Below are 23,736 nucleotides of genomic sequence, written 5' to 3'. Positions count from 1 at the left end.
CCTTTGCGTGAGCTAAATTCATCCCACTAATCGCCACAATTCAGCAGGTATAGAACGGTTAGCACTATGACGTTCATGAGCATAATCAACTACCATTCTCGATAACTCTGGGTTAGCACGAGAATCCAAACCCTGAATTAAATGCAAAGGACTCCCTACAAACAAAGCTTTTAATATCATCTGATTCCATGCCAGAGTATCAAAATACTGCGCTGGATAAGGATTTTGTAAAGCGATCGCATTGAAAACCGCTATCATATTACTGCGAACACCTTCAGCAGCGCGTTTCCTCAAACGTTCTGGATAAGGCAGCAAAGATAAAGCTTGATATAGTGCAACTAATTCCCCCACATCAGCAGTTATGAACACTTGTTCTAAAATATGCAAGTATTTCTCTACATCAGCTTGTGGCAAAGTTAATACTAATAATGTGCGAGCTGCTTGGTCTACAGTCCAATCACCAGGAAACCAACCTGTTTGAATTGCCGAAGCTGCTTTTAAGTCTTTTAAAGTTAGATTCAGCCGATTTTTACCTGTGTAACGTGGCACAGCGCTGAATGCCGTGAAAAATACTCGCGTACTAGCACCTTTGGCAATCTGCTCTTGCTTTTCATCTAGCCAAGTAACAGCTTCTTGAGTAACTTGCAGTACAATCCAGTGACGCAGTAAGTCGTTAATACTAGTTAGGTCTAGATGAATTACAGCAGACATGACATTTATTTATATAAACTTTGAGGGTTTCTTGTTCCTAAGCAGGACTTACGCAAAATTATGGAAAAACGTAGACCGAAGGGCTTGCCGCAGGCTACCACAAAGGACACATAGACGCTTTGCAGCTTCCCGCAGGGTAGGACACTAAGTTAAGAAGGTTTTAGAGAGTTGTTGCGTAAGTCCTATTTTCTTATGCTTTCTCCAAAGTAATGACTGGCTTTTGCTGACGACGTTTTCTCAATGTAACAGTAGTAGCTCCAAGCCCAAGCAACGCCAAACCTAATGCTGAATTAGGTTCAGGCACTTTTGCTCTATCTTCTACGTTTAATACTTGAACGCGACCTTGGAAGAAATCGCCCACATAGAGTTTGCCGTCTTTGTAGCTTGTACCACCCGTCCAGTTAAATCTGCCGGGAGTGAGGTCGAGGGGGTCGCCAAAAGGAGGGCCGGTTAATGCTGGAGGCGGGACTGGGTTCCCTGATGCATCTAGGGCTGGTTGACCGAAGGAAGTCAAGAAGTTACCGTTTTTATCAAACACCTGTACGCGGCTGTTGATAGAATCAGCTACATAAACATTCTCTTGGTCGTCCACTTCGATGCCAATTGGCTGAAGAAGCTGTCCAGGTTCGCTACCTGCTGAACCAAATGCCAACAGAGGATTACCATTTGGATCAAGTACTTGAACGCGGTTATTATACTGGTCAGCTACAAAGATATTTCCACTAACTGGAGAAATTCTTACACCTGCTACACCTTGAAATTGTCCAGGTGCAGTGCCTCTAGTACCACCAATGACACCAAGTTGCTGTCCGTCTGATGTATATTTAAGAATCCTTTCGCCGTTAAAATCACCAACGTACACGTTGCCATCTTTGTCAAATGTCAAACCAGATGGTCCAAAGAACAATCTACCCTCTACTAGAGGAGTAAATTCTCCATTTGCAAAGGATCTAATAAAGTTACCCTGAGAATCGAATTGATTGATGCGGTTGTTGTAAACGTCACCTGAATACAGATCCCCTGTTACTGGACTAAAGTCTACAGTTGTTGGCTCGTCAAACTGCCCAGGTCCTGTACCACCGGAGCCAATTGCTCCAATATACTGACCGCTAGGATTAAATATTTCAATTTTGTTACCAAGGTTGTAGTTAGGAGTACCATCGGGGTTAACACCGCGTCCGTTAGCTATGAGGGTATTCCCTTGGCTATCCACCGCTATCCCTTGGGGAACAAACAGTTCTCCAGGGCCAAAGCCAGGACTACCAATACTTCTGTCGTAAGTTAATGTTACAGCTTTAACTTGGGCAACTGTTGTTAACACAGTGAACCCAGCGCCAATAATGCCGATTGACAAGTTTTTGACTAATCCCATGAATTTTAAGTACTGGTTGTATAAGGTATACTCTTTGTGGTACTAATTTTGTTCCCAGTCCTAGCTTGGGAACCCTGAGTTTCGGGCTGCTGCCTCCTAGTCGAAATGCAACTTTCTCTGTGAGGCAGCATTCCATTTTGTTAACAGGTATTAAGCTATCTCTGCTTTACGTTTGCGTTTAAGTATTGAACCTGCACCGAAAGCAGCAGCAGTAACTACACCCAATGTAGAAGAGGGTTCAGGAACTCGTTTAGCGTTGGGATCAATCTTGATAATTTGTCCTGTGCCTGCAAGTCTGGCTCGGTTGGAGATATAGAAACTACCATCAGGACCATAGGTAATACCAGAAGCTGCTTCTAATCCATCACCACTCCAGATAGTTTCACGAGTACCATCAGGAGATATTTTGATCAAAGCACCGCTAATATCACCAGTGATAATCCCGCCTTGTTGAATTTCTTTCCATTCGGAACTATTAATGTGTTGCAAGGCATATAAATTGCCTTCAGCATCGTAAGTCACACCAGTTAGTTGTGTAAAGCCATCAGCGATCGCCTGAATAGACAAATCATTAGGATCAACTTTAAACAGCCGTGCTTCTCCTTCTGGATAAGGAAAGTAAGTATATTCGCTGACTGTTAAACTGCCATCAGGAGCGATCGCAATTCCTGTAGGTACTGATTGTTGGGTGACTGGCAGTGTAGATGGATCTACATCTGGGCCAAGATCTGGGTATTCAAGTTTATCTCTAGGTACGACTTTTTGAGGGAATGCAGCTACATTTTTAATACCACTACCATCTAGTCCTACAGAATATATTGTGTTTCCGCCCCCATCAACTACATAAGCATCATTATCTTTAATGACAAAAGCATAAGGATTGGAAATGAGGTCAGTGCCATCGGGATTAAACGCGGTTTCGTAGGCTGCAAAATCGGCAAGACTTGTCAAAGAACCTGTGCTTAAGTCTACTTTATATAACTGTCCTAAGTCTGGTGATTTTAAAACGGTGTCACGATTGCTTGGATCACCTGCAAGACCAGTTAAAAGATAAGCATTGCCCTTAGAATCAAATTTAAAGTCCGCAGGGCCTGCTGCTTGTTCTCCAGAGGGCGATAATGCTAAAGAAGTCAGACCAGATATAATATCTGTTTTTGTACCATCTTTAGCAATTTTGGTTAAAGAACCATTTTGACCAGCACATAAAGGTATATATCCAGCACTAGGTGAGGGAATACATCTACCATCTTTACCGTCACCACCTTTACCACTTTGAGTTACATAAATATTACCTTCAGGATCAAATGCCAAATTGCGGGGGTTATCAAGACCGTCGGCAATGACTGATAGAGTTGCGGCTGATGCTGCTTTTGCAGTAGCAGCTGTGGCAATACAAACAGTGAAAAGAGCTAAAGCAACTGATTTGAGTTTCATGTTTTTGGAGATTAAGAGTTAGTAATTGAACGCAGGGTAAATATTGAACTTGGTGTGAAACTTTTTAGGCTGATGAGCATTTATTTGGGTTGCATAAAAGTAAGGCTTAAGCCCTGGCTACAAACAATGCCCAAAGCAGCGATCGCTAATAGACCTAAAGTGAAATTAGGTTCAGGTACAGATTTAGGATTTTCAATTTTTAGAACTTGTCCAACTCCAGGACGGCCGCCGCGATTGGTGATGTAAATTGACCCATCAGCACCAATTGCCAAGGCGCTAGGTGACTCTAATCCATTGCCACTAAGAAGAGTTGTCCGAGTGCCATCAGTAGCTATTTTGATTAAAGAACCCTCTAAATTGCCCTTCCAAGCCGACTGATTGGCGTATTGCAAAGCATACAAATTGCCAGTCGGATCAAATTCTAAGTCTGTGAGTTGGGTAAAGTTATCTGCATAGACTGTTGGCTTACCATCAGCACCAACGCGATAAATTTTTGCGCCCCCTTCTGGAAAAGGAAAACCAGTAAATTGGCTGATGTAATAAGTACCATCAAGGCTTTTAGCAATATTGGAGGGTACTGCTTGAATGGGAAACTGTGACGGCGGTGCTGCTGCTTCTTGGGATGGTACTTGTGATGGTTCGTTGGATGGAGAACCAGAAGGTGGAAAGACTGGATTAGTTAATATATCTTCAGGAAAAGTGGTAATTGCCTGTAAATTACTACCATCAGTCTGCACACTCAGCAAGTCGTTTGCACCGGAATCAACAGCCACTAAAGTATTGCCATCAATTAATAAACCCAAGGGATTACTAGCTAAATCCTTGCCATCAGGATTGTTAGCGAGTTCATAGTTAGCTAAATCGGCAACACTTGTCCAAGAATTGGTGTTAAAGTCAGCAGTGATTATTTTTCCTAGATCAGTGTTACCTAAATTGCGATCGCGATCGGCAGGATTAGCTGCATAACCAACGAGAATATAAGGCTTACCTGTGGCATCAAATTTGATATCATTAGCCCCACCGGCTCCTGTCCCATCGGGTAATGCTATAGAGGGAAGTCCTGTCAGTACACGCTCTTGCTTACCATTCTTTATTCTGGTAACTGCACCGTTTGTGCCATAGCATAAAGAATCGCCTTGACCACTTGATGGGGGAACACAAGCTCCGTTTCCGCCAGTTCCCGCCTCAGTTACATAGAGATTACCGTCAGCACCAAAACTCAGACCTCCAGCATTATTTAGATTATCAGCAATTACTTTAAATGATGCCGCTTTTGCAGCTTTCATTCCAGAAAAAGCAGCAACACAAAAAGTGAGGAAAGTAATTGTCAATTGTTTCAATTTCATATTTTTTACTTTGTCAGTTGTTGGTTATTTATTATTTAGTAACCACTGACGACTGACCACTAATTAGCGACAAGTTCTTGAATTTTCGGTAAATAACTCATTCCCCGGTCGAATGATTGCAGGTTGCCGGCTTTTGCTTCGAGTAAACGTTTGATGTTCATGCTTTCAGCGCCAAAGTCTTCAATTTGCAGTTTGCCGTGGGTAACAGTTTTATCGGTTTTCCAAAATGTAATGCGATGCAGAATAAAACCAGAAGCTTCTGGGTCTGCGAAAGCATAAGCGGTGGGAATTAGTAATGTTACAGAGCGCTGATAATATTCGTAATCTGGATAAAAATGTTCTTGTTCAAGTAAGTAATATTTACTCAAGCTATAAACTCGTACAGAAACTTTTACTTTCTGGTCATATTCATCTTTGAATTGACCTGATTCAGCAGTAATATTGCCGTCTGGTCGTAGTAAATGCGCCCAATCATCAATGTTTTTTAAGTCTTTTAAATAGTCAATTCCCATTTCAATTGGGGCATCAACATAAATAGTGTCAGTATCAATAAAATAGCTTCCTTTGGCGGCTGTAGTATGACCATTTTTACGTTCTAAATTACCTTTAAGAGAACGACACTCGGAAGTATGTACCGTGTGGATTCCCTGCATAATCATCTGAGTTTGACGTTTGGGATCGACAAAACTCAACCAATGAAAATACACGCCTTTTTCATCTGTTCCCGGCTCAATATAGTCGGTAGGAAATAGCAAGACTGGGTAAACCTGAAAATATTTTTGATACTCTAAACCGCAGTGCCATTCAATGCCGTAAAAAAGCGGATTTTCTAGTTTTTTAACGTGATAGTAAAGATTTTTGTGATATCCAGATGCTGTACCCAACCAAGTATCTTCGTCAATTTGCTCTTTCATTCGGCTATAAAGCGTCCATTCGTCTAAATTTTTTAAACTACAAAGGTAGTCGAAGGCGCTTTTTGGTGAAGTAGCGATATAAGCTGATGTTGCAAACGTATTTTTTTCCATTTTTAACTCCTGAAGATAATAATAATTAAGCTGCGATCGCCTTAACTTTGCTGTACTTACCGTTGTTGATGCGCTCTTCTGCTAATTGTTTTGCAGCATCATTAGTTGTAATTTCTTGTTGTTTAGCAATATCAAAAATTGCTAACAATGTGTCGTAAATATTTTGCACTTGCTGAAAGGCTTTTTCTTCTTCGTAACCAATCATTTCGTTATAGACATTAATTAATCCTCCAGCGTTAATTACATAGTCAGGAGTGTACAAAATTCCTTTTTTGGTAAGCATTTGACTATGTAGTTGCTCAATTCCTAATTGATTATTAGCTGCACCAGCAATAATTGGAGCTTGCAAAAAAGGAATTGTATGACTATTAAGGGTTCCACCTAAAGCACAAGGTGAGAAAATATCTACATCTAAAGAGTAAATTTCTTCTGGTTCTACAACCGTTGCACCAAAAAGGTTTTTTATTTCTTTTGCTTTGGTTGAATTAACATCACTGACATAAAGCTTTACGCCTTGTTCATGCAAATGACGGCAGAGGTTTTTGCCAACATTTCCTAAACCTTGAACTGCAACTTTCATGCCTTGTAGATTTTCGTTTTGCCAACGGAATTTGACAGCGGCTTTAATACCTAGAAATACTCCCCAGGCTGTGATGGGAGCAGGGCCACCAGATTTTTCAAATACGCCAACAACATGATTGGTTTCTTGACTAATTGTCCGCACGTCGTCAGGAGTAATGTTGACATCTTGTCCTGTAATAAAACGACCGTTAAGACTGTCTACAAAACGTCCATAAGCTCTTAACAAGTCATCTGTTTTGTTTTCAGGGTTAGCAATAATTACTGCTTTTCCTCCACCGGCGGGAATGTTAGCACAGGCAGCTTTGTAGGTCATTCCTCGACTAAGACGAAGTGCATCTTCTAAGGCAGCTTCTTCGTTCATGTAAGGAAATAATCTGGTTGCTCCCATTGCTGGGCCTAGGGTCGTGCTATGGATGGCGATTATTGCTCTAATGTCTGGATTTTTTCCATGACAAAAGAGAACTTGTTCGTGACCCATTTCTCTAACGGTTTCAAATAGCAGCATTTTGGTTACTTGGTTATTGATTACTTTTCTCACGCAGAGACGCGGAGGCGCAGAGAGGAAAAAGATGAATGGATTGAGGGTATGAGGTTGCTCACACCCTGTTTTCGGTCAAACTGATGGGAATGAGACTGCTTTAGCTGGAGTTTTGGCTGGACTAGATTTAACTCCTTGAGCTGCTAAACTTTTGTTGCGTCCACCAGAGGGTGCAAGTCTGTCGGGATCAATTACTACGTCGATTAAAAAGGGAACATTTGCAGCTAATGCTTGTTCTAATGCGGCTTCGAGATCTGTTTCTCTGACGACTGCGATCGCCTCGGCTCCCATACCGCGTGCTATCATGGCAAAGTTTGTCACTGGCATTGTGGCATCCGCACCTGTTAATCCCAGTATTTTCATGCCTTGATGGCACATGTTATAACGAGCGTCGTTTAGTACAATCCAGATGGCAGGAATTTTGTATTTGACGGCTGTGCTAATTTCGTTATTCATGAGCATTGCACCATCACCGACAATGGCTACGGCTTTGCCGTTGCGTGCTTGTGCTGCACCTAATACTCCTGTGACGGCGTGACCCATTGCGCCAACTCCGGTACTAACTCGGTAGCGATTAGCTTGGGGGAATTTGAGAAAATGAGTTGACCAAGTAAAGGAGTTACCGCACTCTGCCATAACTACGGCATTACTGCCTTCAACAATTACCTTTTGAATAGCTGCCATCAATACTTCTGGCCGCACGGGATAATCTATATCTAAATCTAAGGGAATTACTTCGTGTTCTGGATGAGGTAATGTCTCTATAGAGGGCGAATCATTCTCTGGCCAATGCTTTAATAGTTCCTGCAAATAGGTTTTGATATCAGCCCGGACTGCAAAAGTTTCAGCGTGTGAATAAGCTACTCCTGGTACTTCTGGGTCTATATCTACATGGACGAAACCTCTGGGGGGAACCATCGCCGGACTCCAAAAGGAAGTCGGTTCACCAAGGCGGGTTCCCAGTACGAGGGTACAAAGTGGTGGTTGTTCTTGCATGTAGGTAAAGACAGAAGCATGACCACCTAAACCTGTGACACCTATATATTGAGGATGATCTTCAGGAAAAATACCTTTGGCGCGGGGTGAGGACATGACTGCTGCACCAGTTTTTTCGGCGAGTTGGCGAATTTCTTCTGCTGCTTCCCGCGCCCCGAAACCAACCCAGATAGCAAAGCGGCCAGCCGATAATAATTCTACAGATTTAGCGATCGCTTGTTGATTCGGTGCGATCGCATTACGAGGTATATCTAGTTGAGGCCAAGATATATCCTCAACTAAACTTGTCTGCACACTAGTAGGAATGCTCAAATGAGCTACAAATCCCCCTGGTTGGGCTAAAGCTAAAGCCAGTTTACGGAAAATCTGCGGTAGTTGGGCAGCAGATTCAATCGTGATTGCATAGTTGAATAATGCTCCTGATGTAAACATTCCCCCACTGGGTAATGTGTAGCTGCTGGTTTCTTGAATTGCCCAACGCCCACGATTTGGGGCTGAGGTGCAAGCTGAGACTAAAATTACCTTTGCACCTTCGCCACGAGCAGCAAATAAACCTGTCAGAGAATTAGTGATCCCCGGCCCGGCTGTGGTAAATATAACTGTAGGGCGATCGCTAGCAAAATATGCCTCAACTGCTGCAAAGGCAGCCCCAGTTTCATGGCGGAAGTTCAATACTTCTATAGAGCTATTTGACAGTGCGCCCCATAGACTAGCCATCGCACCCCCAGCCACACCAAAAGCGCTACTTACTCCCAATTTGGCTAACATTTGGGCAGTTGCATCGGCGACTGAAGGCGTTGGGTCTGTACCGTCAGGTAAAAAAGGCTGAATCTCATTTTTTCCCGACTTGTCTAATTGACGAGATTCATCTAACGCAGATTCTACATATTTGCTGTGTGGCTCAGTAACCATTAGAGGAGAATTTGAACCAGTATACTTTTTACTCATTGCTTTCACTTAATTTCAGAAATTTGCACAAAGACTCACTATTTCACGCCCGGACTCTTTGTAATATCTAATACGAACAATCCTGTGATTTTGACGACATACAGCCAAGCTTAGTTGATAGTAAAGATAGCTATGGCTTGCGATCACTGCTTTAGAGAACTGCTTTCAAGACCATTTAAAAAAAACTTTATAAAAAAGCAAAACAATCAAGTCTGTGCTTCTAGAAACCAGAATATAGGATGTGAACACTGATTTACAATGAAAAATCTGTTGATGCGGTTGGCAATTCTTTTGCTTTTGTTACAAAACTGATCTCAATTCTCATTTAACTGCTCTGCAAATTTGAAACTTTGCAGTTTTTAATCAAATCAGACCATATTTGCAATGAAAAATCTGTTGATAGGGTTATCAATTCTTTCGCTTTTGGCAAAATGGCTATAATTCCCTATGACAAAATTTTGGGAAATTGACGCTTGGGGATAGTTGTGAAGCTTTTTTACCCCTTGGAGCAATTACTTTGAATTTCTACGTCTTACGCTCAGTGCATACTAAATTTGATGTGAGTCAAATTTGTTTTAGCCTAGCCATAAAATTTAGCTAAATTTTACTAGCACTAAATACTAGTATCGTAGCAATCTTTATGCGATCGCTAAATAGTCTTTACAAAATTTTGACATTTTCTTATATCAATCAAAATGATTAATGTAAATGTTTGATCTTTCCTTTGAAAGATAACTGGAAAATTAGTACATATTCATCCAAAAATGTATTTCTAAAGATAGATGATTAAACATTATTACTCCAATTTTTGATCCTAAATGTGTGTTGTTTTACAAAAAAATACAAATACTGGTGCTTTTTTGCAATATAAATGTACTCCTTATTACGGATGACTAGACACATTCTTCCATAGTTAAATTTCTGAGAGGGTAAATTAAGAAACGTTAAGCACTTAAGTTAAGCAGTAAAAATATGGGCTAATAATACGGTGATAACTAGGTCAGCAGACTTAAATTCAAAATGAAGCAGTTTTAGATCGCTAGTAAGTCAATGTTGCTTTCGACCTAAAAGTGAAAAGTTAAAAAGTCTAATCAATAATTAGTGATTAGATAAATATGTGTCTAAATAAATAACGTCATTTTTTTAATTTATATATTCTGATACAAGAAAAAACACTAAAATTTATTGGTATAGTTGTTATATCAAGCAAAAACCATAAATAACCTACTTTAATCTGTAAAATAGTTCATTCGTTTTTAACAAGCTCATACTGCACTAATAATTGTAAAAAACAATGATTGTTTATTAATGGCTGTGGTGCTGACTTAAAAATACTGGGGAGTAAATAAGTAGGGATATGAGTTCTGGCGATTATAGATTAGCTCGATCCAACTCTCAACGGGCAATACAGCCAGAAGTGGAGTTGAAGTTCGCTCATCTTTTGATTAATCAAGCTGTAGATGCTGCCTTCTGTTTAGGAGCCAACGGGCAGTTTCTCTATGTTAACGATGCCACTTGCCGGATGACTGAATATTCCGGTGAAGAAATGCTTTCGATGACACTGCAAGAGATAGATGTAGACTATTCTCTACATAATTGGGCAGATATTCAATTACAGGATTCTTATACTTTTAAATCTCGTTATCGCACAAAACAAGGTCGAATATTTCTAGTAGAAATAGCCATGACTTATATAAATCATCAAGGAGAAAGATTTGGCTGTGCATTTGTGCGTGAAAAGAGTAATGAAGTAGTAGATGTGAGCGTGCAGAAATGGATTGATGAATTAAGAGAAAGCAAAAAAAAGTTGCAGCAAGAAGTTTTGCAACTCAACACCAAACAAACAGAGTTAGAAACCTCTATATCTATACTTCGTTCTACTCTTGAATCTACTGCCAATGGCATTATCGCAATTAACTTTGAGGGAGATATTCTCAGCGTTAACCAGAAATTTATAGATATGTGGCAGATTCCAGAATCTTTGATGCTGTCTAAAAAATGTCCTCGATGTAAAGCCTTTTTTGAAAACCAACTGCAAGATTCAGAAGCCTTTAATCGATTGGTTTGGGAAGTTTCTAGTCAATCTGACTTTGAAAGCTACGACATTTTGGAGTTAAAGGATGGCAGAATATTCGCCCACTACTCTCAGCCTCAGCGCCTTGATGAGAAAATTATTGGTAGAGTCTGGAGTATCTGGGACATTACTGCATTCAAGCAGACTGAGAAAGCATTAAGGCTGAACGAAGCTAGATTTCGGACTTTGGCAGAGATTACTGATGCTAGCACTTTCTTGATTCAAGGCACACGGCTTTGCTATATAAATCCGGCAGTAGAGCTACTGACTGGCTACACCAAAGAGGAACTATTAAATGGCTTTGATATTCGCCAACTGATTAAAAATAAAAAACGTAGGCAAGTACGTAACCGGGGTGAAATAGGTAACTTTGAATATCAAGAGATGAATATTCTCACAAAAAACGGTACAGAACGCTGGCTAGCTTGCACAGTCGCAGTCCTAGATGGAGTGCTGGATTTTGGCAATAAACCAGTTCAACTAATCGCGGGTATTGATATCACCGATTACAAATATGCCGAATCAGAACTTAACCAAGCTCTAGAACAAGCTAAACAACTAAGCGAACTGAGAGCGCGCTTTTTATCTATAGTCTGTCATCAGTTCCGCACACCGCTAAATATTGTTTCATTCTCTAATAGCTTACTCAAGCGACATATCTGCGAATGGACAGAACAAGAAATACGACCATTACTCGATAATATTCAAACAGCCTCCGAACATATCAGCCAAATGGTGGATGATATTCTGTTCTTTTCTAAAGCGGAGTCTGCAAAAATCAACTTTGAGCCAAAACCGTTAGAACTAGTTCAGTTCTGCAATGATTTAGTGGCACAGATGCAGATGACCAGTAGTCAGTGTCAAATCAACTTTGTCAGTCCAGCGTACAGCTTAACGGCCTGCATGGATAAAAAATTGCTAGAGTCTATTTTAAAAAATTTGCTAGATAACGCAATTAAATATTCCCTCTCTAACTGTACGATTGATTTTCAACTCTGGTGTGAGAGTGAACAAGTGATTTTCCAAATAAAAGATCAGGGAATTGGGATTCCAGTCGCAGATCAAGAATACTTATTTGAGCCATTCTACAGAGGCAGCAATATCGATCATATTCCTGGTACTGGATTAGGATTATCAATCCTCAAGACTCTTGTAGATTTACATCAAGGTCAAATTACTGTAGAGAGTGAAGTTAATGTAGGCTCTACGTTTACTGTGCTTTTGCCATTAGTTAAATGAAAGTTTATCAACTTCATCCCTATTGAATATTCGGCATTAGAGTTACGTAATTATTACCTGCCAAAAGTTTTAGTGATAGAAATAATGATGTACCAATCCTCAAAAAAAATCCTCGTAATCGAAGATGATGCCATTACCCGTAATCTTTTCGTCAAAGGTCTTGAAGCTGAAGGTTTTGAAATATTCGATGCTGAAAGCGGTCTTGATGGTATCCAGCAAGCGCAAGAGCATTTACCTGACTTGGTAATTTGTGATATTGCAATGCCTGATATAGATGGTTATGACGTTCTGACTACACTGCGCCAAGATCCTGTAACAAAGATTATTCCATTCATTTTTCTGACTGGTAGCAACAGTAAGACAGATGTTCGCAAGGCTATGGAATTGGGAGCAGATGATTATCTTACCAAACCTTCGACAGTAGATGAATTGCTGAGGGCGATCGCTAGCCGATTAAAAAAGCAAGCTAGTCTTCAAGATTGGTTTGTGACTAAGCTCCAGAAAGCTGCAAAACCAGCATCTGTAAATAAAGTTTCCTCAAACACCTCTCCAAAATCAATTTTTCCTAGTGATCCACAACTACAAGAAGTTTTTGACTTCATTGAAGCTAATTATGACCAAGGAATTACATTGTGTGATGTGGCTGAGGCAGTAGGTTACTCAGCTGCTTACTTAACTAATCGAGTATCAAGACAGACAGGAAAAACTGTCAACATCTGGATTGTCAAACGCCGCATGGCTGAAGCTCGAAAGTTACTCCAAAATAACAATCAGACAATCGAGCAAATTGCCAAAGCCTTAGGCTATCAACATGTCTGTCATTTTTCCCGCCAGTTTCGCCAACATCACGGTTTACCTCCCCATGCTTGGCGCAAAGAGCAGCAAGCACTTGATCAGGTTGTGTTACCAGAGCTAGAAACAGCCTTATAAGTGAATCTAGAATTTTATTTTGACTTTTGACTTCCAAGGCAGCAGTGCTAGTCCGAGCTAATCATTTTTCATGCTTTTGATGATGATTACTCGTGTCTTGATCAGTTGCTAATAACCGTTACCTTAACAATACCCTTGGGCGTTGTTGCACGAATGGCGATCGCCTACCTAAACTACTGGCTTTAAGTCTGCAAAAACCAGTAATCCCCGCAGAAATTTATCGATATATTTTGGACTTATATGTAGTTACTATAGGACTCCTATAACTTCTGAATTTTGTAATGCCACTATTAAAATTATTCATTTTTTGCGTAAAGTACAGAACACCAAGTGAAGAGTGTTTTATAACAGTATTAACTATGCATAAACCGGGGGACAACAATATAAGTCTCCTATATAATTTACTTCTATTAAAGACTGCTCTGGATTTTGTCTAGGGCAGTTTTAAATTGTGTGGTAACTATTTTTGCTCTGAATTTAGTTGTTAAGCAATGCCGCCATTGGCGCGAATGCTCTGTCCTGTAATCCAGTGAGCATCATCTGAAACTAATATTGCAACCGCATCCGCTACGTCTTTTGGCTGACCAAGACGCTGAAGTGGAGTTTGAGCAATGAGTTGATTGACTTGTTCTTCGTCCAGAACTAGCCCATCTGTATCTGTAACTCCTGGCGAAACCGTATTTACGGTAATACCGCGCTTTCCTAATTCTTTTGCTAAACAAGCACTAAACTGTTCGATCGCCCCTTTGGAACCAGAGTAGGCTCCTCCAGCTGGGATCGCCATTACCGTACCACTCGTAGAAATACTAATGATTCGACCGCCATCAGCCAGGTGTTTTGCTGCCTCCTGTAGGGCAAAATAAACCCCACGCGTGATATCGAACATACTATTATATTCGTCATTAGTCATCTCGATGGTGGGCTTGAAGATATTTTTACCAGCCGCATTGTTAACCAGAATGTCAATCCTGCCGAAGTGGTCAAGTACTTGTTGAAATAAGCGACGCACACTATCAATTTCTTTGACATCGACTTGGAGTGCGATCGCCTCTGACCCGCTTGCTTTAATTGCAGCAACAACCTCCTCAGCTTTGTCTTTGTTCTTGGCATAGGTAACGGCTACAGACGCACCATCGCGCCCTAATCGCTCTGCGATCGCCCGTCCAATTCCACGAGAGGAGCCTGTGACGATCGCTACTTTGTTTTGTAAAGATGGCATCGTGTTATTTCCTAGTTAGAAATAAGTTAAGCATCTTCTACAATATGCTCATACTTACTTTTTGAGAAGTACTTACTTTTTGGTAAGCTTCTCGGATTCTCAAGAGGTACAAATGTCAGAAGATCAAACGGAAGGAACTGTGTTTGTGCAGACAACCCTAAAAGTACTAGGAGGTAAGTGGAAAATTTTGATTTTATGGCATTTGAAAGACCGAACAAGACGCTTTAGTGAACTCAAGCGGTTGATACCTGAAATTACAGAAAAAATGTTGATTCAACAATTGCGCGAACTAGAAAAGGATGGAATCGTCAACCGAACAAGTTACTCAGAAGTTCCTCCAAAAGTAGAGTATTCGTTTACAAATTATGGCAAAAGCCTTGAACCTGCTCTGAAGTCTCTTTGTGAATGGGGAAAAGAACACCTATTAAATCATCAATAGCTCATGAATCGATTGTTAACATCCGTCCTAGCCAAAATAATCGCTCAATGATAATTCAAAACCCAGAGATTTGAGAACGTGTTAAGTAAATTGCTCAGGAGTTATTAGACCTTTTGCATAAATATTTTTTTTTCGCGCGTTTGCCTTTAGGCGTTCCCGCAGGGTAGGCACAAACACGCAAAGAAGAACGCGAAAAAACGACTTTTGCAAGAAGTCTACTTTGGGAGCATCCCACTTTTTTGAACGTCATTGCGAACGTAACGAAGTGGAGTGAAGCAATCGCAAAATCTCTGACTAAAAACAAGTCAATGCGATTGCTTCGTCGTTCCTCCTCGCAATGACACTTATTCTATTGTTGTCAAATAAAAACTGGGATGCACCCGTCTACTTTCTTGCTGAAGTTTCTGGGTGTTATGTTAGCTTGTGCTAAAACAGGGAGAACATGAATATTGAAACCCCATGAAACAGCAGAAAAATCAATTCAGCCATTTCACGGCAATAGAAAGAACTTATCTCTCATCTCCTGCCCAGTTTTTATTAAATCAAAACTTGCTCCAAGGCAAAATATTAGATTTTGGTTGTGGCTTTGGTAATGATGTGAAATTACTACGCCACAAAGGTTGTGATATTACAGGTTATGATCCTTATTATTTTCCCCAATATCCTCATGAAAAATTTGATACAATCATTTGCTTTTATGTTTTAAATGTTTTGTTTCCTGAAGAACAAACTCGTGTATTAATGGAAATATCGCATTTATTAAAACCAGGAGGTAAAGCCTTTTATGCTGTAAGAAGGGATCTTAAAAAAGAAGGATTTAGAGAACATTATATCCATAAAAAGCCAACATATCAGTGTAGCGTCAAACTTCCGTTTTTTTCCATTTATTTAGATGAAAATCGGGAATTATATCAGTATAATTATCAACGCAACTCAACGAATCACTGTATATTTTGTAATCCTCATAAAAATCTTAATTTACTAACAGAATCAGCAACCGCTTATGCTATATTTGACGGTTATCCTATTAGTAAAGGACATATTTTAGTTATCCCTAAACGTCATGTTAGCAATTATTTTAATTTACCATTTAAAGAACAATCTGCTTGCTGGTTGATGGTCAATAAAGTCCAAGAAATTCTTAAAACACAATTCACTCCTGATGGCTTTAACGTCGGCATGAACATCAATAGAGAAGCAGGGCAAAATATTATGCACAGTAGTATTCATATCATCCCTCGTTACAAAGGCGATGCTATCGGTGTTAAAAGTGGCATTAGAACCGTTATTCCTAAAGGGAAATAACTTTACTATATAGATTCCGAATTTATTACTCAGAAAGTGTTTGAGGAAAATAATCAAATTTCATTTTTGCTAGATTATGCCAGCGGATGCATACAGCAGATTTAAAGTTGGTGAGTTACAAAAATACTCCCCCGCGCTGTCGCGTACCCTCCCCTGACTAAATTTACTTGCAAAATGCTGTAAATATTGCATCCAATAGAATCCATCAGATATGCTACCCCACTACAGAAATATCAACTTGCAACAGCGATCGCAATCTTACCAACTGCTCGTTCACTTGCACTATATGCATGAGCCGCAGCTAGTTCTTGTAAAGGATAAGTGCGGTCAATTACAGTCCGAATTTTACCCGCCTCAATCAATTCTTTGAGATAAATTAAGTCTTGAGTATTAGGCTGTTCAAAGAGAAATTTTGCTTTTTTACCGGGAAGAAATGCCGTTAAGACACTCTGCACCAAAACTTCCGGTGTAGGTAACGTTGTAATATAAATTCCGTTGGGTTTGAGGACGCGTTTGCAATTAGAAAGCGATCGCTTGCCCACGGCATCGAAGATAATGTCATATTGTGCTGTATCTTCGGTAAAATCTTCCTGAGTGTAATCAATCACACGGTCTGCTCCCAACGATTTGACTACATCCAAATTTTTGGTACTACAAACACCCGTTACCTCTGTTCCTAAAGCTTTGGCAATTTGTACTGCAAAAATTCCCACACCGCCAGACGCGCCATTAATTAAGACAGTTTGTCCTGATTGGATATTACCTTGATCTCGCAGAGCTTGCAAAGCTGTTAGCCCAGCTAAGGGAATGGTAGCTGCTTCCTCATGAGTCAAATTTGTCGGCTTAAGCGCCACTATTTTTTCTGGGACGGCTGCAAATTCTGCATAAGATCCTCCAGGGAATATAGTACTACCATAAACTGCATCTCCTGGACTAAAGCGCGTGACATTAGCACCAACCGCCATCACTTCTCCAGATATATCAAACCCCAAAATTTTGGGAAATTTATTGCCTGTAATTAACTTCAACGCTCCCTGGCGAGTTTTCCAATCAATGGGATTAACGCTGGTAGCGTGGATTTTCACCAACAATTGATGAGATTTAACCTGCGGTTGCTCCACATCTTCATATTGCAACACTTCAGGGGAACCATAGCGGTGGATAACTGCTGCTTTCATCACATTTTTCTCCTGCTGCCCTGTTTTGCTGTTATGACTACAGTGTAGCGACCATGAGAGTTTATAATGAGCAGTTAGAACTAAAGTATATTGCGATCGCAGAACATCTTATAGCATCGCGTTTCGTTAGCTAGGAACCAGTAAAAACGAAGTCTCCTGCTTGTGAAAACCAAAAAAATATAGGTTAAAAATTAAATCTTTTGAAAAAAGTTCCCATCCATTCACCTATTTTCCAGAGCTTGTATGACTTACCAGATAAGACTTAAAGACCTAATTGCATATCTGGAATCAGCAAAAGTTAAAAAAATATGAACTGCATTTTTATCTCGAAAAAAATGATATGTTGGATACAGAATTGAATTTCGCACGTATCTGGAGTAGCACGACGTAGCTTGCTCCAGTTTTTCCCCCAAATCCCCAAGACTTGATTGATTTTGTCTAGATTTGAGGATAGTTTGAGTACATATAAAAATGCACCAAAACCCATTCAAATAAGGCTGAAATCCTCACTGTTACTGGGTTGTGGCTGAGTACAAAGAAATCCTGAACCCCTCTTCATAAATACTCGCACCCCAGCCAAAAAACACTAGAACCCCTACCCGAAAAAAACTTTTTTAATTCTTGTAAAGCCCTTATAACTAGGGTTTCAATATTTGAGTACCAACGTAATAAATCCAATAAATTCTATCCTTGAGAAACCAGCCGCTTCATTTAGGAACGACTGCTATAAATTTTATATCGCCAATCACTTAACGCTCCGACACAAATTAGAAGCGAAGAGTGAGTGGAGGGATGAAGATAGCACCTTGCCTCTGTAAATAGAAGTCGCGGCTGCACGTACCAACTCCACCCAAAGAACCAAACGTTGACACACACTAGCCGAACCTCCAGGATTTATAACTTGCCCAACTCTGTAAAAAGCCGCTTTAATCAAGCGTCTAACTACCGTTATCAGGTAGACCGCTGCGGGCAGTGCGACAGACGCGACTTCAATTTCTAGGCAAGATAATAGCCACAACATCTCCCACAGTGGCAGCCCAGTCCACCGAACTTTTGCGAAATTCAATGACACTACCGTCTACAAAAATCATTACCCCCGACAATCAGGAAGCAACAACCCAAGCAAAATCAGGTGGTTGCGGCTGCGACAGCAAAAGCAGCGCCACCGTGGAAAGAGATGAAAAGCTCAAAGAACGGATTGCTAAACATCCTTGCTACAGCGAAGACGCTCATCACCATTATGCCCGGATGCACGTTGCAGTTGCACCAGCCTGTAACATTCAATGCAACTATTGCAACCGAAAATATGACTGCGCGAACGAAAGCCGTCCTGGAGTAGTTAGCGAATTACTCACACCAGAAGAAGCGGCACACAAAGCCATAGTCATAGCAGGCAAGATTCCGCAAATGACAGTTGTGGGAATTGCCGGTCCTGGCGACCCCTTGGCTAATCCTGAAAAGACATTCCGCACCTTTGAGTTGATTGCAGAAAAAGCACCAGACATCAAGTTGTGCTTATCAACCAACGGTTTAATGCTACCCGAATACATCGATCGCATTAAACAATTAAATATAGATCACGTTACTATCACCCTCAACACCACAGACCCAGAAATCGGCGCACAGATTTATTCTTGGGTTCACTACAAGCGTAAACGCTACAGAGGTGTGGAAGGAGCTAAAATTCTGCTCGAAAAGCAGATGGAAGGATTGCAAGCCCTCAGAGAAGCTGACATCTTGTGTAAAGTCAACTCCGTGATGATTCCAGGAGTTAACGACCAAAACTTGATTGAAGTCAACAAAATGATTCGTGAGCAAGGTGCATTCTTGCACAACATCATGCCGTTGATTTCTGCGCCAGAACATGGCACACACTTCGGCTTAACAGGTCAGCGCGGGCCTTCCCAAAAAGAACTCAAAGCAGTTCAAGATAACTGCTCCGGTAATATGAAAATGATGCGCCATTGCCGTCAATGCCGAGCCGATGCCGTCGGATTACTAGGAGAAGACCGCAGCCAGGAATTTACTAAAGATAAATTCATGGAAATGGACGCAGAATACGACCTGGAAAAACGTACCCTGGTTCACGAAGGTATCGAGAAATTTAAAGAAGAACTAGAAGCAGCCAAACAAAAGGCATTTGCTGGCAAGAAATTTGCCCAGACTCCCAAAATCTTAGTTGCAGTAGCAACCAAAGGTGGCGGATTAGTTAACCAACACTTCGGTCATGCGAAAGAATTTCAAATTTACGAAGTGGATGGAAATGAAGTTCGTTTCGTTAGTCACCGCAAGATTGATCAATATTGTCAAGGTGGATACGGAGAAGAAGCCACTTTCGAGCATATTATGAAAGCGATCGCAGATTGCAAAGCAGTGTTAGTTTCCAAGATTGGTAACTGTCCTCAAGAAAAATTGCAAGAAGTTGGCATACAGACTGTTGAAGCTTACGACGTGATTGAAAAGGTTGCTTTAGAGTTTTACGAGCAATATGTAAAGGGATTAGAGGCTCAGGACTAGGAACTAGGGGCTATGAAAGAAGCAGGGGAGCAGGGAGCAGGGAGAAAAGGAGAAAGAGGTAATTTTCTTCATCCCCCTTGCACCCCGCACCCTGCCCCAATTCCTCTTAATTGCCCCATGCCCCATGCCCAACATCCAAAAAAGGAGAATAATCATGGCTTATAAAATCACTAGCCAGTGTATTTCCTGCAATCTCTGTCTGTCTGTATGTCCCACTGGTGCAGTTAAGGTTATTGATGGTAATCACTGGATTGACCCTGAACTTTGTACAAACTGTGTTGGTAGCTTTTACACAGTGCCTCAATGTAAAGCTGGTTGTCCCACCTGCAACGGTTGCGTTAAACAGAAAGGCGATTATTGGGAAGACTGGTTTGCTAATTACAACCACTCTTTAGCGAAGTTAACCAACAAAAAAGATTACTGGGAGCGTTGGTTTGAATATTATTCCCAGAAGTTTTCCGAGCAATTGCAAAAGCGTCAGGGTGAAGTCTTAGGAATATGAGCATCATTTATCTAGATAATAATGCTACCACTAAGGTAGATCCAGAAGTTATAGAAGTAATGTTGCCTTACTTGAGGGACTACTACGGCAATCCCTCTAGTATGCATACCTTTGGTGGACAACTCGGCAAAGCCGTGAAAACAGCACGGCAACAACTGGCAGCCCTTTTAGGAGCTGATGAATCAGAAATTGTTTATACCAGTTGTGGTACAGAAGGAGATAACGCCGCGATTCGAGCCGCGCTGTTGGCGCAACCAGAAAAGCGACATATCATCACCACCCAAGTTGAACACCCAGCGGTACTGAATGTCTGCAAACAATTGGAAACCCAAGGTTATAGTGTCACTTATCTTTCGGTAAATAGTCAGGGACAGTTGGATCTCAATGAGCTGGAAGCTTCCTTGACAGGGAACACTGCCTTGGTGACAATTATGTATGCCAACAACGAAACCGGCACAGTTTTCCCCATTGAGCAGATTGGATTAAGAGTAAAAGAGCATGGCGCTTTGTTTCATGTCGATGCGGTGCAAGCAGTGGGCAAAATCCCTCTGAATATGAAGAATAGCACCGTGGATATGTTAACTTTGTCTGGTCACAAAATTCATGCACCCAAAGGTATTGGTGCTTTATATGTGCGACGTGGTGTGAGGTTCCGTCCTTTGCTAATTGGCGGACACCAAGAACGCGGTCGTCGTGCAGGTACAGAGAATGTACCAGGAATTATTGCCTTGGGCAAAGCGGCTGAACTAGAGATGTTACACTTAGAAGAGGCGACCAAAAGAGAAAAAAGACTGCGCGATCGCCTAGAACAAACTCTACTCGCTACTATTCCCGACTGTGAAGTTAACGGTGATCCAACGCAGAGATTGCCAAACACCACTAACATTGGCTTTAAATACATTGAAGGTGAAGCTATTCTGCTTTCCTTAAACCAATACGGCATCTGTGCTTCATCTGGCTCTGCTTGCACCTCCGGCTCTTTGGAACCTTCCCACGTTTTGCGGGCAATGGGTTTACCTTACACCACCCTGCATGGTTCGATTCGCTTCAGCCTGTGTCGCTACACTACAGACGCTGAAATCGATCAAGTAATTGCAGTCATGCCCAACATTGTAGAACGTTTACGCGCTCTCTCACCCTTCAAAAATGATAATGCAGGATGGTTGCAAGAACAGTCATTGGTTATTAGTCAGTAGTCAGTAGTCAGTGGTCAGTGGTCAGCGATGCACTGAGTTTCGACTGCTTCGACTTACTTCGACTACGCTCAGTACAAGTCGCTCAGTACAAGTGCGCAAAAATCGAGTTTCGACTACGCTTAACTGCCGCGAAGTCGAGATTCAACTACCGCGTAGTCGAAGTGTGTCTAATTAATGGTAAATGACAACTAAAGGAGTCTAGCAAAAATAACCTGAACACTTTTGATGTGGAAGAAAAGCTAACAGCTTGTTTCAGATTAAATTTGTACAACTTATTTTTACGTGATGCCTAACAACTGACAACTAACAACTGAAAACTAACAAAGGACAAAAGTCATGTGGGACTATACAGATAAAGTATTAGAACTGTTTTACGATCCTAAGAATCAGGGAGAAATCCCAAAAACGGATGAACCTGGTGTTAAACTTGCCACTGGAGAAATAGGTAGCATTGCTTGTGGTGATGCGCTGAGATTGCATCTGAAAGTTGAAGTAGAATCTGATAAGATTTTAGATGCACGTTTTCAAACCTTTGGCTGTACTAGTGCGATCGCTTCTTCTAGTGCGTTGACAGAAATGGTCAAGGGTTTAACTTTAGATGAAGCGTTAAAAGTCTCCAATAAAGAAATTGCAGATTACCTCGGTGGCTTGCCAGAAGCTAAGATGCATTGCTCTGTGATGGGACAAGAAGCTCTAGAAGCAGCAATTTATAATTATCGAGGCATACCTCTAGCCACCCATGACGACGATGACGAAGGTGCATTAGTTTGTAGCTGCTTTGGCATTAGCGAGTCTAAGATTCGTCGCATAGTTATCGAAAATCAGCTTACTGATGCAGAACAAGTAACAAATTATGTCAAAGCTGGCGGCGGATGCGGTTCCTGTTTGGCAAATATTGATGATATAATTAAATCTGTACAGCAAGAATCTACTGCGCCGACTCTCAACAATTATGGCGTGAAAGTTGCTACAAATATAGCTATCTCTCAACAGCAATCACCAAGACCATTAACCAATGTCCAAAAGATAGCCTTAATTCAAAAGGTTCTGGATGAAGAAGTCAGACCCGTATTGATTGCCGATGGTGGTGATGTGGAACTTTATGATGTAGATGGCGATCATGTGAAGGTTCTCCTTCAAGGTGCTTGTGGTTCTTGTTCTAGCAGCACAGCTACCCTAAAAATTGCGATTGAAGCTAGACTACAAGAGAGAGTCAGCAAGAACCTGATTGTCGAAGCTGTTGAGCCATAGCTGAAAAATTTACTCACAGCCCAAATACACCTTAATGTGGATTAGCCACAAATAGAAAGTAAGATTTGACCGCTAAAATTGTCTTCCCATCAATGCTTCATTCCTAACCAACAGCACATAGATACAAGTCTTAAACCAATTCTGCAAAAGAAAGCTACAGATTAAATCTGACTTTCTTAATTACGAATTACGAATTGGTATTCATCCAACTCGCTTCAAAGGAACAGGATATGAGTACATTGTACGACAAACTTGGTGGACAACCAGCTCTTGAACAAATAGTAGACGAACTCCACAAACGCATTGCCACAGATAACACTCTCAATCACTTTTTTGCTGGTACAGATATGGCCAAGCAACGTAATCATTTAGTTGCTTTCTTATCTCAAATTTTTGAAGGGCCAAAACAATACGGTGGTCGTCCGATGGACAAAACCCATGCAGGAATGAAATTACAGCAACAACACTTTGATGCGATCACCAAACACTTGAGTGAAGCAATGGCTGTGCGCGGAGAATCAGCAGAGGACACCAGCGCTGCACTAGATCGTGTCTCCAATTTAAAAGGCGCTATCTTGAACAAGTAATTAGGACTGACGCATTGATTATCGACAAATAGCTAATACCATTCTTAATTACGAATTACGAATTGGTATTCACTCAAGTCCTACTTAATTTTTCTAGCTTTCCAAAATATGACGTATTTGTAAAGTGTGTAATTCCTTTGTCATTTGTTTTGGCAAACGACAGATGACAAAGGGTAAATAAAAATTTAACCCAGAATAATTATGAGTCCAGTATCCACTAATTTTGCTGTAGAGCGATCGCCCCCGGTGACGTTCTACACACGCTCACGCTGTAGCTCAACAGCCGTGAGAATTAACAGACAAAACAACAGACCCACCAATCAACCAATTGCAGGAGATATCTAATC

19 protein-coding genes are annotated in these 23,736 nt (G+C 41.0%); 10 read left to right on the top strand and 9 right to left on the bottom strand.

The features are described 5' to 3' along the window. Nucleotides 1-18: 18 nt before the first annotated feature. The 7 genes from QI031_RS04315 to scyA all read right to left on the bottom strand — a co-directional run bounded on the left by QI031_RS04315 (nucleotide 19) and on the right by scyA (nucleotide 8,952). Entirely contained in the window at nucleotides 19-711 is a 693-nt protein-coding gene (locus QI031_RS04315; protein ID WP_281483983.1) for an EboA family metabolite traffic protein, read from the bottom strand. 190 nt (nucleotides 712-901) lie between these two features. Continuing rightward, nucleotides 902-2,083, bottom strand: coding sequence for a scytonemin biosynthesis PEP-CTERM protein ScyF (gene scyF, locus QI031_RS04310; RefSeq protein WP_281483982.1), 1,182 nt, complete (start codon nucleotides 2,081-2,083; stop codon nucleotides 902-904). 150 nt (nucleotides 2,084-2,233) lie between these two features. Continuing rightward, the gene (locus QI031_RS04305) at nucleotides 2,234-3,517 is read right to left on the bottom strand and encodes a ScyD/ScyE family protein (RefSeq protein ID WP_281483981.1); all 1,284 of its coding nucleotides are present in this window, start codon (nucleotides 3,515-3,517) and stop codon (nucleotides 2,234-2,236) included. Between the two features lie 80 nt (nucleotides 3,518-3,597). Continuing rightward, complete coding sequence (locus QI031_RS04300) at nucleotides 3,598-4,863, bottom strand: ScyD/ScyE family protein (protein WP_281483980.1); 1,266 nt, start codon at nucleotides 4,861-4,863, stop codon at nucleotides 3,598-3,600. 59 nt (nucleotides 4,864-4,922) lie between these two features. After that, on the bottom strand, nucleotides 4,923-5,888 hold the full coding sequence (scyC, locus tag QI031_RS04295) for a scytonemin biosynthesis cyclase/decarboxylase ScyC (protein ID WP_281483979.1): 966 nt from the start codon (nucleotides 5,886-5,888) through the stop codon (nucleotides 4,923-4,925). A gap of 25 nt (nucleotides 5,889-5,913) precedes the next feature. Beyond that, nucleotides 5,914-6,975 carry a tryptophan dehydrogenase ScyB gene (gene scyB, locus QI031_RS04290; RefSeq protein ID WP_281483978.1) on the bottom strand — a complete coding sequence of 354 codons (1,062 nt, stop codon included), beginning with the start codon at nucleotides 6,973-6,975 and terminating at the stop codon, nucleotides 5,914-5,916. A 108-nt stretch (nucleotides 6,976-7,083) separates the two neighbouring features. Further along, nucleotides 7,084-8,952: a scytonemin biosynthesis protein ScyA gene (gene scyA, locus QI031_RS04285; RefSeq protein WP_281483977.1), complete on the bottom strand. Its 1,869-nt coding sequence runs from the start codon at nucleotides 8,950-8,952 to the stop codon at nucleotides 7,084-7,086. Nucleotides 8,953-10,309: 1,357 nt separating this feature from the next. Between scyA and QI031_RS04280 the strand changes: the two genes are divergently transcribed. Together QI031_RS04280 and QI031_RS04275 are read left to right on the top strand one after the other, a co-directional pair. Beyond that, nucleotides 10,310-12,265, top strand: coding sequence for a scytonemin biosynthesis sensor histidine kinase (locus tag QI031_RS04280; RefSeq protein ID WP_281483976.1), 1,956 nt, complete (start codon nucleotides 10,310-10,312; stop codon nucleotides 12,263-12,265). A gap of 84 nt (nucleotides 12,266-12,349) precedes the next feature. Beyond that, complete coding sequence (locus QI031_RS04275; RefSeq protein ID WP_281483975.1) at nucleotides 12,350-13,195, top strand: response regulator transcription factor; 846 nt, start codon at nucleotides 12,350-12,352, stop codon at nucleotides 13,193-13,195. Nucleotides 13,196-13,679: 484 nt separating this feature from the next. On the opposite strand, the gene QI031_RS04270 is transcribed toward QI031_RS04275, so the two are convergent. Further along, entirely contained in the window at nucleotides 13,680-14,414 is a 735-nt protein-coding gene (locus QI031_RS04270) for an SDR family oxidoreductase (protein WP_281483974.1), read from the bottom strand. 112 nt (nucleotides 14,415-14,526) lie between these two features. Between QI031_RS04270 and QI031_RS04265 the strand changes: the two genes are divergently transcribed. Next, nucleotides 14,527-14,853 carry a winged helix-turn-helix transcriptional regulator gene (locus QI031_RS04265; RefSeq protein ID WP_281483973.1) on the top strand — a complete coding sequence of 109 codons (327 nt, stop codon included), beginning with the start codon at nucleotides 14,527-14,529 and terminating at the stop codon, nucleotides 14,851-14,853. A 459-nt stretch (nucleotides 14,854-15,312) separates the two neighbouring features. Continuing rightward, nucleotides 15,313-16,158, top strand: coding sequence for an HIT family protein (locus QI031_RS04260; RefSeq protein ID WP_281483972.1), 846 nt, complete (start codon nucleotides 15,313-15,315; stop codon nucleotides 16,156-16,158). Nucleotides 16,159-16,391: 233 nt separating this feature from the next. Here QI031_RS04260 and QI031_RS04255 read toward each other — a convergent pair whose 3' ends face one another. Next, nucleotides 16,392-17,336, bottom strand: a complete 945-nt coding sequence (locus QI031_RS04255; protein ID WP_281483971.1) for an NAD(P)-dependent alcohol dehydrogenase — start codon at nucleotides 17,334-17,336, stop codon at nucleotides 16,392-16,394. Nucleotides 17,337-18,401: 1,065 nt separating this feature from the next. Here QI031_RS04255 and nifB point away from each other — a divergent pair. From nifB to QI031_RS04225, 6 genes are all read left to right on the top strand, one after another. Then, entirely contained in the window at nucleotides 18,402-19,853 is a 1,452-nt protein-coding gene (gene nifB / locus QI031_RS04250; RefSeq protein ID WP_281483970.1) for a nitrogenase cofactor biosynthesis protein NifB, read from the top strand. A 154-nt stretch (nucleotides 19,854-20,007) separates the two neighbouring features. Continuing rightward, entirely contained in the window at nucleotides 20,008-20,355 is a 348-nt protein-coding gene (locus tag QI031_RS04245) for a 4Fe-4S binding protein (RefSeq protein WP_281483969.1), read from the top strand. Next, nucleotides 20,352-21,551: a cysteine desulfurase NifS gene (nifS, locus tag QI031_RS04240; protein ID WP_281483968.1), complete on the top strand. Its 1,200-nt coding sequence runs from the start codon at nucleotides 20,352-20,354 to the stop codon at nucleotides 21,549-21,551. The genes QI031_RS04245 and nifS overlap by 4 nt, the downstream gene beginning before the upstream one ends. A 336-nt stretch (nucleotides 21,552-21,887) precedes the next feature. Next, a complete protein-coding gene (nifU, locus tag QI031_RS04235; RefSeq protein WP_281483967.1) occupies nucleotides 21,888-22,802 on the top strand; it encodes a Fe-S cluster assembly protein NifU in 915 nt (304 codons plus the stop codon). Between the two features lie 230 nt (nucleotides 22,803-23,032). Beyond that, nucleotides 23,033-23,389 (top strand): globin domain-containing protein, encoded by a 357-nt coding sequence (locus QI031_RS04230; protein ID WP_281483966.1) that lies wholly within the window; start codon nucleotides 23,033-23,035, stop codon nucleotides 23,387-23,389. 201 nt (nucleotides 23,390-23,590) lie between these two features. Continuing rightward, on the top strand, nucleotides 23,591-23,734 hold the full coding sequence (locus QI031_RS04225; protein WP_281483965.1) for a hypothetical protein: 144 nt from the start codon (nucleotides 23,591-23,593) through the stop codon (nucleotides 23,732-23,734). Nucleotides 23,735-23,736 lie beyond the last annotated feature (2 nt).

It is taken from the genome of Halotia branconii CENA392, from assembly GCF_029953635.1.
Lineage (GTDB): Bacteria > Cyanobacteriota > Cyanobacteriia > Cyanobacteriales > Nostocaceae > Halotia > Halotia branconii.
This window is presented reverse-complemented; position numbering and strand designations above follow the sequence as displayed.

Coding starts and splice junctions, on each gene's coding strand:
- QI031_RS04245 (WP_281483969.1), top strand. CDS start 20,008: ATGGCTTATAAAATCACTAGCCAGTGTATTTCCTGCAATCTCTGTCTG.
- QI031_RS04230 (WP_281483966.1), top strand. CDS start 23,033: ATGAGTACATTGTACGACAAACTTGGTGGACAACCAGCTCTTGAACAA.
- QI031_RS04300 (WP_281483980.1), bottom strand. CDS start 4,863: ATGAAATTGAAACAATTGACAATTACTTTCCTCACTTTTTGTGTTGCT.
- QI031_RS04225 (WP_281483965.1), top strand. CDS start 23,591: ATGAGTCCAGTATCCACTAATTTTGCTGTAGAGCGATCGCCCCCGGTG.
- QI031_RS04260 (WP_281483972.1), top strand. CDS start 15,313: ATGAAACAGCAGAAAAATCAATTCAGCCATTTCACGGCAATAGAAAGA.
- QI031_RS04265 (WP_281483973.1), top strand. CDS start 14,527: ATGTCAGAAGATCAAACGGAAGGAACTGTGTTTGTGCAGACAACCCTA.
- QI031_RS04270 (WP_281483974.1), bottom strand. CDS start 14,414: ATGCCATCTTTACAAAACAAAGTAGCGATCGTCACAGGCTCCTCTCGT.
- QI031_RS04275 (WP_281483975.1), top strand. CDS start 12,350: ATGATGTACCAATCCTCAAAAAAAATCCTCGTAATCGAAGATGATGCC.
- scyB (WP_281483978.1), bottom strand. CDS start 6,975: ATGCTGCTATTTGAAACCGTTAGAGAAATGGGTCACGAACAAGTTCTC.
- QI031_RS04255 (WP_281483971.1), bottom strand. CDS start 17,336: ATGAAAGCAGCAGTTATCCACCGCTATGGTTCCCCTGAAGTGTTGCAA.
- nifU (WP_281483967.1), top strand. CDS start 21,888: ATGTGGGACTATACAGATAAAGTATTAGAACTGTTTTACGATCCTAAG.
- scyF (WP_281483982.1), bottom strand. CDS start 2,083: ATGGGATTAGTCAAAAACTTGTCAATCGGCATTATTGGCGCTGGGTTC.
- nifB (WP_281483970.1), top strand. CDS start 18,402: ATGACACTACCGTCTACAAAAATCATTACCCCCGACAATCAGGAAGCA.
- QI031_RS04280 (WP_281483976.1), top strand. CDS start 10,310: ATGAGTTCTGGCGATTATAGATTAGCTCGATCCAACTCTCAACGGGCA.
- scyC (WP_281483979.1), bottom strand. CDS start 5,888: ATGGAAAAAAATACGTTTGCAACATCAGCTTATATCGCTACTTCACCA.
- QI031_RS04305 (WP_281483981.1), bottom strand. CDS start 3,517: ATGAAACTCAAATCAGTTGCTTTAGCTCTTTTCACTGTTTGTATTGCC.
- scyA (WP_281483977.1), bottom strand. CDS start 8,952: ATGAGTAAAAAGTATACTGGTTCAAATTCTCCTCTAATGGTTACTGAG.
- QI031_RS04315 (WP_281483983.1), bottom strand. CDS start 711: ATGTCTGCTGTAATTCATCTAGACCTAACTAGTATTAACGACTTACTG.
- nifS (WP_281483968.1), top strand. CDS start 20,352: ATGAGCATCATTTATCTAGATAATAATGCTACCACTAAGGTAGATCCA.